This window comes from Mesorhizobium sp. M4A.F.Ca.ET.050.02.1.1 (assembly GCF_003997725.1).
GTDB lineage: Bacteria > Pseudomonadota > Alphaproteobacteria > Rhizobiales > Rhizobiaceae > Mesorhizobium.
Genome location: NZ_RZSG01000121.1, coordinates 1 through 11,557 on the forward strand (window position 1 = coordinate 1; position 11,557 = coordinate 11,557).

The window sequence follows — 11,557 nt, forward strand, 5'->3', positions numbered from 1 at the left end:
ACCGCAATCCGCAATTCGTGACGCTCTCGGACGGCTCGATCCGCAACGGCTACACCGTCAAGCTGCTCAACATGATCCCCGAGCCGAGGACGATCGTCGTCACATTGCAAGGCCTGTCGGGCGCCGAGATGAGCGCGGTCGGCATTGAGCTTCCCCCCGCCCGCTCTTTCGCCACCCTGGCCGATCCCGACCGGCTGAAGACGCTGAAGGTCTTCGTCCGCCAGCCAGCCGACCAGATCGGCGGCGCCGCGCAGAGCTTCAAGTTCCTGATCGAGGACAAGGCCGGCCTCGAATCCGCCGAATACACGGCCACGTTCAATGCACCGGAACCCGCCAGATGAGCGCCCATTCGCAGAAATCCCGCGAATTCACCGGCCGGCATATGCTGTTCATTATTCTCGGCTTCTTCGGCGTGGTCATTGGCGTCAACCTGACCATGGCGACGCTGGCCAGCAAGAGTTGGACCGGGCTCGTTGTCGAAAACACCTATGTGGCGAGCCAGCAGTTTAACCGAAAGGCCGAGGAAGGGCGCGCGCGGGCGGCGCTCGGCTGGACCGGCAAACTGACGATCGCATGGGGTGAGGTCCGCTACGGCCTCAGCGATGCCGCAGGCAAACCCGTTCCCCTGCACGCGGTGAAGGTTTTGTTTCGCCACCCCGCCTACGAGGCAGAGGACAAGTCCATCATTCTGGCCTCCACGGGCCAAGAATTTGCAGCGCAGCACACGCCGAGAGATGGCGTCTGGATCGTCGAAGTCGATGCCGATGCCGGTCTCGCGGAACCCTATCGCGACGTCCGTAGAATCATGATCTCCCATGGAGCGCTGCAATGAGCTGTTGTGCACCGGGCGCTGAAATGGCGTTGGCTCTGAACGAGAGCGCAGCCGCCCTGCCGTCAAGCCAGGAAATGCGGTTGGCTAGCCGCTCGCTTGGCGGGGACCTGCGCCAAACGGATCTCTCGGTACCGGCGGTTCACTGCGCAGCCTGCATTCAGACGATCGAGACAGCGCTTGGAAAGCTCGGGCGTATCGAGAGCTCGCGCGTCAATCTGTCGACAAAGCGCGTTTCGGTGCGGTGGCACGGTGACGAGGTTCCGCCAATCGTCGCCACGCTTGGGCGGCTGGGCTACGATGCGCACCTGTTCGATCCGGAGGCTGACGGCCAGGACAAGACGCTCTCGGAACTGATCCGCGCCGTCGCGGTCGCCGGCTTTGCGGCGGGCAACATCATGCTGCTTTCGGTGTCCGTCTGGTCCGGCGCCGAGGGGCCGACGCGCGATCTGTTTCATTGGGTGTCTGCACTGATCGCCATCCCCGCGCTCGCCTTCGCCGGCGGCATCTATTTCCGCTCGGCCTGGAATGCGCTGCGTCATGGACGCATGAACATGGATGTGCCGATCGCTGTCGGCGTCTCGCTGGCCTACGCTATGAGCCTCTACGAGACGATCAACCACGGCGACCACGCCTATTTCGACGCGTCAGTGTCGCTGCTGTTCTTCCTGTTGATCGGCCGCACACTGGATCATGTGATGCGGGAGCGGGCACGGACCGCGGTGAACGGACTGGCACGGCTCGCAGCGCGCGGCGCCGTAGTGCTGCGTGGCGATGGCATCCGCGACTACCTGCCGGTCGGTGAGATCGAACCCGGCATGGACTTGCTCATCGCCGCCGGAGAGCGAATTCCGGTCGATGGCAACATCCTCAGCGGAATCTCGGATCTCGATTGCTCGCTGGTATCCGGGGAAAGCACGCCCCGCACCGTGGGCCTGGGGGCGCAGGTTCAGGCCGGCATGCTCAATCTCACCGGTCCGCTGAAAATGCAGGCGACGGCCGCCGCGAAGGATTCCTTCCTGGCCGAAATGGTCCGGCTCATGGAAGCCGCAGAAGGTGACCGCTCCCAGTATCGCAGGATCGCCGACCGGGTCTCTGCCCTCTACGCACCTGTGGTCCACCTCGCGGCCTTGCTGACGTTCCTGGGCTGGATGGTCGCGTCCGGCGACTGGCACCTGGCAATGACGATCGCAATTGCCGTTCTTATCATCACTTGCCCATGCGCGCTCGGCCTCGCCGTGCCGATCGTGCAGGTGGTCGCGGCGCGACGCCTGTTCGAAGCCGGTGTCATGGTCAAGGATGGTTCGGCCATGGAACGGCTGGCGGCGATCGATACCGCACTGTTCGACAAGACCGGGACGCTTACGCTCGGCCAGCCGAGGCTGGTCAACGCGCCGTCCATCGACCCTACCATGCTGGCGATCGCGGCAGACATCGCCGCGCATTCGCGCCATCCGTTCTCGAAGGCCATAGCCGGTTTCGCGGGCTCTTCCGGTCAACCCAGTCTCGGATCCGTCGGTGAGCACCCAGGCTTTGGTATCGAGGCCAGCACAGAGGGCAACACCTGGCGTCTCGGCCGGCGCGGATGGGCTGGATGGAAGGCACGGACCGGCGGCGAAGGTAAATATGGCGGCTATGGCGGGACGGTGCTTTCGAAGAACGGGACGATCGTCGCCGCCTTCGCGTTCGAGGATGCGGCGCGCTCCGATGCCAAGGCAGCGCTCGCAAAGTTGCAGGATGCCGGCGTATCCGTCGAGATGCTGTCCGGCGACACCGCCAATGCCTGTGCCGAAGTCGCCAAGGCGCTGGATATCGACAGCTACGTTCCGGCGCTGCTTCCGTCCGGCAAGGTCGAGCGGATCGGGGCTCTGTCGAGGCAGGGCCACAAGGTTCTGATGGTGGGCGATGGGCTGAACGACACGCCCGCGCTTGGTGCGGCGCATGTCTCGATGGCCCCGGCGACCGCGGCCGATGTCGGTCGCAATGCCGCCGACTTCGTCTTCCTGCGCGAAAGCCTCCTGGCTGTGCCTTTGGCATTGGACATTTCCCGCAAGGCGGGCCGACTGATCGGGCAGAACATCGCAATTGCGATCGTCTACAACGCGTTTGCGGTGCCGATCGCCATATCTGGGCATGTGACGCCGCTCATCGCAGCGGTCGCGATGTCCGCCTCGTCGCTGCTTGTGATCGGAAACGCCCTGCGACTGCAAGGCTCAGCGAAAAGTTCATCGGCTGAAAGCGCTCCGCAAGATCGGCGCGCACCCCCCGGCCTGCTGGTTCGACCCTCATGACGACGCTCGTCTACCTCATCCCGGTGGCGCTGTTCCTCGGTGCGCTTGGACTGACTGGCTTCCTGTGGGCCCTGAGGAGCGGTCAGTACGAGGATCTTGATGGGGCCGCGGCGCGCATTCTGATCGATCGGGATGAGCCGCCAAAGTGACTGCGCCGCTCCTCTGAAATGACGCAGGTCAATGACCCGATCGCTCAATCGTCCGACAATGGGCGGCATCCGATAAAGGGCTGGATGGAAATCAGGAGGCAGCAATGCAGGCCGAGGCCATAATGACGACGCCGGTCGTTACCGTAGGTCCGGGCGCGTCGATCGCCGATGCGGCCGAACTGAGGCTCGCCAGGAAGATCGGCTGCCTGCCGGTCGTCCGCGATGACGGGACAGTTGCCGGCATTATCAGCGAGGGTGATTTCCTGCGCCGTCAAGAGCTCGGCACCCAGCGTGTTCGTCCTCGCTGGCTGGAGTTTGTCGTCGGCCCCGGCAAGTTGGCCAACGAATACGTCCTGGCAAGCGGACGTCGAGTTGACGAGGTGATGACAGGTCAGGTCGTGTCGGCGCCGCCCGGTGCCTCGCTCGCCGAGATTGTCGGGTTGATGACCGAGAACAAGATCAAGAATGTGCCGATCGTCCAGGCAGGCAAGCTCGTCGGCATCGTCACGCGCACGGACCTGCTGCGCGCACTGTTGTGCGTCCTGCCGAAATCGGGCGCGACGACGGCTGATGACGACTCCATCCGCAAGAACGTTCTGGCAGAGCTCAAACGCCAAGCCTGGAGCAACGGCGGCTTGATCGGGGTGAGTGTCGACCGAGGAACTGTCGAACTGAGCGGCGCAATCTTTGACGAGCGTCAGCGGAAGGCGGCTGTGGTTGCCGCGGAGAACGTTGCAGGCGTCAAGGCGGTCAAGGACAGCCTGTTCTGCGCGGGACCATTGTCAGTTGTGCTTGTGTCCTAGTAGGTCTGACAGAAGTCGGCAGCAAGCGGTGGCGACCAACCTTAGGTCGCGATCAGGGGTATCAATGGTCGAAGCAGCAGCATGGCGAATGCAATGAGTGCCGTGCCCGCTACCCTGTCTGTTGTTCTTCCGTCTTCGCCAAGCCGGCTACCGAGTAGAAGCCACACCGATCCCGTGGCAGCCGTGATGATCGGGAGAACAATCCAGAATATCGCCAGCGCCCGCGCTGCGGCGTCTGTCGGCACGATTGCCAGGCAATAGATAGACGCCTTCGGATTGAGGGCACTGGTTGCCAGGACGGAAATGGCGCCGCCATCCTTGGAGGCGTTGATCCGGGCACTTGTTATCAGGCGCAGGCCAAGGACTACGAGCCATGCGGCGGCGACCAGCTTCAGTGCCTCGATGGCACCGGGCGGCATCCAGGGACGCAGCGAAAACCAGCAGGCGGCGGCGATCCCGTACCCGCAGGCCTGCGCGATCAAAAGCCTGACCGCCTTTTCGCGTTTGACAGCCCCTGCCATCAGAAGGGCGTTGGTTGGCCCCGGCGCGACGAAAAGCAGAAATGCTTCCAGGAAAAATAGCGTACTCAAAACTGCCGGTCCCGTGGGCGCACATCCATCAACTGCAAAGCTCGGTTTGACGCGGCGGCTCTCGTCAAACCCGGACCTCCAACGGCATTCGCAGACCTCTCCCCGCTACGCGCGAGCTATGGGACGCTACCTGAGCGTCGGCCGCCTCTGAAAGCAACTACTGCCGGCCGGCCGCGTGCTGCAGCCGTGCGATGAGGTCGCGGTTGCGGCAGTAATCTGGCGGATCGTCGGCTTGCAGGTGTTGGTCAAGCCAGGTCGAGCATTCATCCTGGTGGCCGCAGGAGCGGCAGCGGTCCACCGCCCGATTGGTAACGGCGGCATGGTCCGCGATGACCTTCAACTGCCTGTCGACACCGAGCTTCTGCATCATGCGCCCCATCAGGGCGGTCCTGGCGTCTACTGAAATCAGATAGTCGAGAAAAGTCATTGGGATCACTCCTGTTTCCCAACCATCTTTGCCATGCCGGGGGTCGCCGCCTTGATCTTGGTCAACAGGCAACTCCACTTGCAAGGATCGTTTCGGCCGGCGGTCAATACGACATGAAGCGATGCATGCGGAGTGCGTGACGCCGCCAAAGGCCGTCTCGACGAGGGGCGGAACAATCGGCAGCCGCCAGGCCAACAAAGTGCGCTCCGAAACGCTCGGCCAGTTCGACCCCCAACTCATCCGAGCGCTTTTGCCTGGATTGGTTTTGCGTGCGCGGCCAGGAGTGATAATTAGCCCTCTTGCAAGCGTGGCCGAACCCAAGGACCTCAGGTGAGCCAAAACGAAGCGCTTATTTCGTCGGCCGGCGGGATGATGCTGCGATCCGTCTTGTCGCAGATGTTCGAGCAGGCTCCGGGCTTCATGGCCCTGATGCGAGAGCCGGACCATGTCTTCGAACTGACCAATGCCGCCTATCAGCGGTTAATCGGCGACAGGCGGGTGATTGGGAAGCCGGTGCGTGAGGCGCTTCCCGAGCTCGAAGGCCAAGGCTTCTTCGAACAGCTTGACGATGTGTACAAGACCGGTGAGCCATACCGGGGCCAGGGCGTGAAGGTCGCTCTTCGCAACAAGCAAGGCGAGCCGGCAGAAGAGCGCATCCTGGATTTCGTTTATCAGCCGATCCAGGACGGCGATGGCCGCACCACTGCGATCTTCGTCGAAGGCACGGATGTCAGCGAGCTCTCCTTTGCGAATGCCGCACTTCGGCTGCGTGAGGACCATCTGCGTTCGATCCTGGCAACGGTGCCGGATGCAATGGTCGTCATCGATGAACAAGGTCGCATTCAATCCTTCAGCACGGCCGCCGAGACGTTGTTCGGCTACGCAGCGAGCCAAGTCATAGGCCAGAATGTCAGCCTGCTGATGCCGGCACCCTATCGCGACGAGCATGACGCCTACCTGCGCCGCTATCTGGCGACCGGAGAGCGCCGGATCATCGGGCTTGGCCGCACTGTCACGGGAATGCGCAAGGATGGTTCGACCTTTCCCATGGAGCTTTCCGTCGGCGAGATGCATCCAGGAACCGGACGCTTCTTCACCGGCTTCTGCCGCGATCTGACCGAGCGTCACCGGGCAGAAGCAAGAATACAGGAGCAGCAACAGGAGCTGCTTCACATGGCGCGGTTCACCGCGCTCGGCGAAATGGCCTCGACGCTTGCGCATGAGATCAACCAACCACTGACCGCGATCACGAATTACCTAAAGGGCAGCCGCCGGCTGCTCGAAAGAAGCACGGAAGAGAATGCGCCGATGTTGAGGGAGGCCGTTGAAAAGGCAGCGGAGCAGGCCTTGCGGGCGGGAGATGTCATCCGGCACCTTCGCGACTTCGTCTCAAGAGGTGAAAGCGAGCGCCAGGTCGAGCGCCTGCCGGCACTGATCGAGGAAGCCTCGTCCCTGGCTCTCGTTGGCGCAAGAGAAGCCGATATGCGAGTAAGCTACAAGCTCGATCCCGCGGCCGAACTGGTCCTGACCGACCGCATCCAGATTCAGCAGGTTCTGCTCAACCTGATGCGCAATGCGGTGGAGGCCATGCAGGGCGCGACACGTCGCGAGTTGCATGTCATGACGATTGCCAGGGACGACGGTATGGCCGAAGTAAGCGTGATCGATACGGGCACGGGCCTCTCGCCCGAGGTGTCCGCCCAGCTTTTCCAGCCTTTCGTCACCACTAAGAAGCAGGGCATGGGCGTCGGCCTCTCCATTTGCCGCACAATCGTCGAATCGCACGGCGGTCATATCTGGGCCGAGGCAATGCCGTCTGGAGGAACCGCTTTCCGGTTCACCTTGCGCATCGTGAACAAGGAAGAGGTTGCCAATGGCCGGGAATGATCTCGTGCATGTGGTCGACGATGACGTCGAAGTTCGCAAGTCGCTCGGTTTTCTTCTCGCGACAGCCGATTTTGCCGTGCGCCTGCATGAATCCGCGACAGCCTTCCTGGCTTCAGCCACCGACAATGTCGACGGCTGCATCGTGACCGATGTGCGCATGCCAGGTATCGACGGCATCGAGTTCCTGCGGCAGCTGAGGGCTCGCGGGCACAGGCTTCCGGTCATTGTCATGACGGGTCATGCCGATGTCGCGCTCGCCGTTCAGGCGATGAAGGAAGGGGCTGCGGATTTCATCGAAAAGCCGTTCGACGACGACATTTTGATCGACGCGATCCGTTCAGCGCTGGGCAATCGCAATCGAGTTGATGCAACCCACCCGCAATCCGCGGAAATCCGCGGGCGGCTGTCAACGCTTTCGGAGCGGGAGCGGCAGGTGCTGGATGGGCTTGTGTCGGGTCTGCCGAACAAGACGATCGCCTATGATCTGGGAATCAGCCCGCGCACGGTCGAAATCCATCGCGCCAATGTCATGAGCAAGATGGCCGCCGGCAGCCTGTCGCACCTGGTTCGCATGGCGCTGATCCTGGATCCCAAGCACTAGGGTAATTGAGGAACGGAATTGCGGTCATCTGTCGGCGCCCTCTGCGCGTCCCAGTCGCGCCAATGGGTCGGGTGGATGTCGATATAGGCGCCCGTCGTCGCGTTCTTCCATCCGTTCCGCGTCCTCATGCAGGGAAATACAAGCGCATGCTCGCCATCCTCGTCGAGGACGGCGAGTTCGAGATCGCATTCGAACGGGGCGCTTAGGATAGGCTTCCACATCGCCCTAGGATGCGCGAGATGGCAGGCCTCGCCTTGATCTGAATCATTTTCCGAAATCGCCGAATGCGCGAACTTGGGCTTGCGAGCCCGAACCGGAGCACCCGGATGGCCGCGAGCAGTAGGAGATCGCACCGATGCTGATCCGCACACTTTCTGCCCTGGAATGCACGAAATTGCTGACCGCAAATCGCCTAGGCCACCTGGCGTGCGCGAAGGATGGGCAACCCTACGTCGTGCCGTTGTACTACGCGCATGCTGACAACCATCTCTATGCGTTTTCAATGCCCGGCAAGAAGATCGACTGGATGCGGGCCAACCCTCTGGTGTCGGTCCAGGTCGATGAGCGCGGCCAAGGCCGAGGCTGGAGAAGCGTTGTTGTCGACGGCCGCTATGAAGAGCTGCCTGACCGGATCGGTCATAAGCTTCAGCGCGATCATGCGTGGTCAGTGCTGAGCAAGCACCCCGACTGGTGGGAGCCAGGCGCCCTCAAACCGGTCCTGCCTGCCGTTTCCGATGGCGGTCCGCATGTCTTCTTCCGCATCTTCATTGGCGAGGTGTCGGGCCGGGAAGCAATTGAGTAGGTTTCTGCCGCCAAAGAATGGCCGCCCCGGCGCGGCCTGTTTCGAGGCATGCACGGCGCTGCCCGATGGCTGTCGACCTTGATTGCTTCTGCAATCCCAGAGGACCCTTGTCCGCCTATGACGGGTTCTACGTAGTTTCCCGTAGGGACATAACCGAATTTCGCGCTCCGTGAATTCGAGCGATTGCTGTGACAACGGTCAACCGGGGACGCAGCGATGAACGCCTACACCACCGCAAGGATTTCAATTCCCTTACAGCCAGCCAATCCGAACCTGAAGGTGGCATTTGGCTCGGTGCCGGTCCAGCCAATCAGCTTCTTCCCCGCCGGGTCGGAAATCTATGCCCAGGGCGAGAAGGCTGGCGCCTTCTACCAGGTCGAGTTCGGCGCCGTCCGTGTCTACCGCTTGCTTGCCGATGGTCGCCGGCAGATAAGCGCCTTCCACTTGCCTGGAGAGACATTCGGCTTCGAAGCCGACACGACACATCATTTCTTCGCCGAAGCGATCAACGCCACCGGTGTCCGCGTGTTTCGCACCGCGGCCGGGGCTGACATGTCGCAGCAGCTGCTGCCGCTCGCGCTCAAGGGGCTGACAAGGGCGCAAGAGCACTTGCTCGTCCTCGGCCGCCAGAACGCCATAGAACGTATCGCGGCGTTCCTGGTCGATTTGGCAGAGCGCCAAGGTGGTCTGCGGCAGGTCGAACTGCCCATGTCGCGCGTGGACATCGGCGACTATCTCGGCCTCACCATCGAGACCGTCTCGCGGGTCTTCACCAAGCTGAAGGAGCGAGGCGTCATTCGCCTGCTCAGCCTGCGCTGCATCGAAATCGTTAGACAGGACGCGCTGCGCGATATGAGTGAATGAGTCCAACTCTGGTCATGGAAAGGGCATCGCGCGGATTCACGACGCCTTGAGGCGCAAGCCACAGGGCACGCATTCCGTCGGGCAGCCTTCCAGCCAAAGCGGCTGAGAGTCGCTTGGAGCGGTTCGAGCGCCGGTGGGTTTCGAGTCCCAGATTTCGAGGTCTCCAATAAAAATAAAGGAAATCAGTCGGTAGACAGTGCTTTGGTGGGCCCGGAGGGTGTATAACGGTCAGGCTTCATTTGCCTGTTTGCGGGTTTGAGAAACCGCTACGGATCGTGTGTGTCCGCCGTTGGCCGCAACCGCAACCTCCGGCCCATACTGATTGTGCAAATGAACGGGCCTGGCTTTTCGGCGGTGCAGCATGTTCACGCCTTCGACCGCCATCGAGAAGATCATCGCTGAATAGATATAACCCTTGGGGACATGGACGCCAAAGGCATCCGCGACCAACGTCATGCCGATCATGATGAGGAAGCCGAGTGCCAGCATCTTCACAGTAGGGTGAGCATCGACAAACTTTCCAACCGGTCCGGCGGCCGCGATCAGGACGGCCATCGACGCGACGACAGCGACGGCCATGACCCAGATCTGGTTGGCCATGCCGACGGCGGTCACGATCGAGTCAATGGAAAACACGAGGTTGATCAGGGCAATCTGCGACACGACGGCTACGAAACCTGCGCGCACGGTGGCACCAATGTGGCCCTCTTCTCCCTCGAGACTTGCATGTATCTCCTGGGTGGCCGATGAGGAACAGACCGCCGCCTGCCAGGATGAGATCCTTCCCGGAAAAGCCGTGCCCGAAGGCCTCGAACAAAGGTTCGGTCAAGCCAATGATCCACCCGATGAACAGCAGCAGGATCAGTCGCGGAACGAGGGCCAGCGCCATTCCGAGAAACCGCGCCTTTGGCTGCAGCTCGGGAGCAAGTTTGCTGACCAGAACCGAGATCACGACAAGGTTGTCGACACTCAGGACGATTTCGAGCGCTGTAAGCGTCAGCAGGCTGAGCCAGATTTGCGGGTCGGTTATCATCTTCGCCCTCCCTTCGGGCACCCAGTTGGATTTGCTTTTGGCTTGATCTTGTCGCGCTGCCGGTGGCGACGATGAGGAGCGCCGGTCGCGGCGGCGCGGATCGGCAAACCGCACCTGAAGTTCATTTTCAGATGCGGTTTGTTGGCCGCCTGAATGGCGGTGCTGTAGCTATTCTGCCGCTGCCGTGACAGGCTGGGCTTCGGGCAGGAGAGAGGCGGGTTCACCCCGCCCTTCGAGGTCGTCCAGCAGCGCCATCCACAGCGAGATGCACAGCCCGACCATGACGACAAGGAAGGGTGCTGCCGCGATGATCGACGCGGTCTGCAGGCCCTCCAGGCCTCCCATCACCAGCAGCACACAGGCCGACGCGCCCGCTAGGACGCCCCAGAGGACCACGACGATGCGCGCGGGCTCAAGCGTGCCGCGTGACGACAGCATACCCATCACGATCGAGGCGGCATCAGCTCCCGAGATGAAGAAGATCGCCACAAGGAAGATCGCGACGAACGAGGTGAGCGCCGTTCCCGGATATTGTTCGAGTAGGGCAAACAGCGAGATGGCGGCACCCTTGGTGTTGACCGCCTCGACAAGTCCGCCGACCCCCATCAGTTCAGAGTGCAGCGCGGTGCCGCCCATGATGGTGAACCAGAGAAAGGTTACGCCGCTCGGGATGAGCAGAACGCCGATGACGAACTCGCGGATCGTCCGCCCCCTGGAGATGCGGGCAATGAAAACGCCGACAAAAGGTGCCCAGGAAACCCACCACGCCCAGTAGAAGATGGTCCAGCTGCTCAGCCATTTGCCGTCGCTGAAGGCAGCGGTGCGGAACGACATCGTGACGAGATTGGTCAGGTATTCGCCGAGCGCTTCGGTGAAGGTGTTGAGGATGAAGACGGTCGGTCCGACAACGGCCAGGAAGAGCAGCAAGGCGGCGGCGACAACCATGTTCATGTTGCTCAGGAACTGGACGCCCTTGCCGACTCCCGACACTGCCGAAAGGATGAACAGCACCGACAGCACAGCGATGATCGCAAGGGCAATGCCTGTTCCCTCGCCGGTTCCCCAGAGAAAATTCAGACCGCTGTTGATCTGCTGTGCGCCAAGGCCGAGCGATGTCGCAGTGCCGAACAGCGTGGCGATGAGGGCGAGAATATCGATCGTCTTGCCGATCGGTCCGTTGACCGCGCTGCCGAGCAAGGGGGTGAATGCGCTCGAGATCAGGATGGGCAGGCCCTTGCGGTAAGTGAAATAGGCGATAGCCAGACCGACAATGGCGTAGAT

At 61.9% G+C, this 11,557-nt stretch carries 12 protein-coding genes and 1 pseudogene; 9 read left to right on the forward strand and 4 right to left on the reverse strand.

Going from position 1 to position 11,557, the window contains the following annotated elements; genetic code table 11:
- From EOA33_RS11265 to EOA33_RS11285, 5 genes are all read left to right on the forward strand, one after another.
- Positions 1-341: FixG Ig-like domain-containing protein (locus EOA33_RS11265; RefSeq protein ID WP_281033518.1), on the forward strand; the 341-nt coding region annotated here is incomplete at its 5' end.
- Positions 338-832 carry a FixH family protein gene (locus EOA33_RS11270; RefSeq protein WP_126058906.1) on the forward strand — a complete coding sequence of 165 codons (495 nt, stop codon included), beginning with the start codon at positions 338-340 and terminating at the stop codon, positions 830-832. The genes EOA33_RS11265 and EOA33_RS11270, both read left to right, overlap by 4 nt.
- Positions 829-3,120 carry a cation-translocating P-type ATPase gene (locus EOA33_RS11275; RefSeq protein ID WP_127405654.1) on the forward strand — a complete coding sequence of 764 codons (2,292 nt, stop codon included), beginning with the start codon at positions 829-831 and terminating at the stop codon, positions 3,118-3,120. The genes EOA33_RS11270 and EOA33_RS11275 overlap by 4 nt, the downstream gene beginning before the upstream one ends.
- The gene (gene ccoS, locus EOA33_RS11280) at positions 3,117-3,269 is read left to right on the forward strand and encodes a cbb3-type cytochrome oxidase assembly protein CcoS (RefSeq protein WP_126058904.1); all 153 of its coding nucleotides are present in this window, start codon (positions 3,117-3,119) and stop codon (positions 3,267-3,269) included. The genes EOA33_RS11275 and ccoS overlap by 4 nt, the downstream gene beginning before the upstream one ends.
- 104 nt (positions 3,270-3,373) lie before the next feature.
- Positions 3,374-4,072, forward strand: a complete 699-nt coding sequence (locus tag EOA33_RS11285; RefSeq protein WP_127405655.1) for a CBS domain-containing protein — start codon at positions 3,374-3,376, stop codon at positions 4,070-4,072.
- A gap of 41 nt (positions 4,073-4,113) precedes the next feature.
- Here the strand turns inward: EOA33_RS11285 and EOA33_RS11290 are convergent, their stop codons facing one another.
- Entirely contained in the window at positions 4,114-4,554 is a 441-nt protein-coding gene (locus EOA33_RS11290) for a hypothetical protein (RefSeq protein ID WP_245482303.1), read from the reverse strand.
- Between the two features lie 265 nt (positions 4,555-4,819).
- Positions 4,820-5,284: a DUF6455 family protein gene (locus EOA33_RS40400; RefSeq protein WP_245482304.1), complete on the reverse strand. Its 465-nt coding sequence runs from the start codon at positions 5,282-5,284 to the stop codon at positions 4,820-4,822.
- A 174-nt stretch (positions 5,285-5,458) separates the two neighbouring features.
- On the opposite strand from EOA33_RS40400, the gene EOA33_RS11305 reads away from it, so the two are divergent.
- The 4 genes from EOA33_RS11305 to EOA33_RS11325 all read left to right on the forward strand — a co-directional run bounded on the left by EOA33_RS11305 (position 5,459) and on the right by EOA33_RS11325 (position 9,243).
- Entirely contained in the window at positions 5,459-6,976 is a 1,518-nt protein-coding gene (locus EOA33_RS11305) for a PAS domain S-box protein (protein WP_245455794.1), read from the forward strand.
- Positions 6,963-7,577, forward strand: coding sequence for a response regulator FixJ (gene fixJ, locus EOA33_RS11310; protein WP_126058900.1), 615 nt, complete (start codon positions 6,963-6,965; stop codon positions 7,575-7,577). The genes EOA33_RS11305 and fixJ overlap by 14 nt, the downstream gene beginning before the upstream one ends.
- Positions 7,578-7,932: 355 nt before the next feature.
- On the forward strand, positions 7,933-8,379 hold the full coding sequence (locus EOA33_RS11320; RefSeq protein WP_126058898.1) for a pyridoxamine 5'-phosphate oxidase family protein: 447 nt from the start codon (positions 7,933-7,935) through the stop codon (positions 8,377-8,379).
- A 216-nt stretch (positions 8,380-8,595) separates the two neighbouring features.
- On the forward strand, positions 8,596-9,243 hold the full coding sequence (locus EOA33_RS11325; protein ID WP_126058897.1) for a helix-turn-helix domain-containing protein: 648 nt from the start codon (positions 8,596-8,598) through the stop codon (positions 9,241-9,243).
- Positions 9,244-9,471: 228 nt separating this feature from the next.
- On the opposite strand, the pseudogene EOA33_RS11330 reads toward EOA33_RS11325, so the two are convergent.
- Both EOA33_RS11330 and EOA33_RS11335 read right to left on the reverse strand, forming a co-directional pair.
- Positions 9,472-10,276, reverse strand: a pseudogene (locus EOA33_RS11330) (TerC family protein).
- A 168-nt stretch (positions 10,277-10,444) separates the two neighbouring features.
- Positions 10,445-11,557 (reverse strand): BCCT family transporter (locus EOA33_RS11335; protein ID WP_127405656.1); only part of this gene is annotated, 1,113 nt, incomplete at its 5' end.

Excerpts from the sequence above, each read along its gene's own strand:
- EOA33_RS11320 (WP_126058898.1), top strand. The coding sequence starts at position 7,933 with ATGCTGATCCGCACACTTTCTGCCCTGGAATGCACGAAATTGCTGACC.
- EOA33_RS11275 (WP_127405654.1), top strand. The coding sequence starts at position 829 with ATGAGCTGTTGTGCACCGGGCGCTGAAATGGCGTTGGCTCTGAACGAG.
- EOA33_RS11285 (WP_127405655.1), top strand. The coding sequence starts at position 3,374 with ATGCAGGCCGAGGCCATAATGACGACGCCGGTCGTTACCGTAGGTCCG.
- ccoS (WP_126058904.1), top strand. The coding sequence starts at position 3,117 with ATGACGACGCTCGTCTACCTCATCCCGGTGGCGCTGTTCCTCGGTGCG.
- EOA33_RS11325 (WP_126058897.1), top strand. The coding sequence starts at position 8,596 with ATGAACGCCTACACCACCGCAAGGATTTCAATTCCCTTACAGCCAGCC.
- fixJ (WP_126058900.1), top strand. The coding sequence starts at position 6,963 with ATGGCCGGGAATGATCTCGTGCATGTGGTCGACGATGACGTCGAAGTT.
- EOA33_RS11270 (WP_126058906.1), top strand. The coding sequence starts at position 338 with ATGAGCGCCCATTCGCAGAAATCCCGCGAATTCACCGGCCGGCATATG.
- EOA33_RS11305 (WP_245455794.1), top strand. The coding sequence starts at position 5,459 with ATGATGCTGCGATCCGTCTTGTCGCAGATGTTCGAGCAGGCTCCGGGC.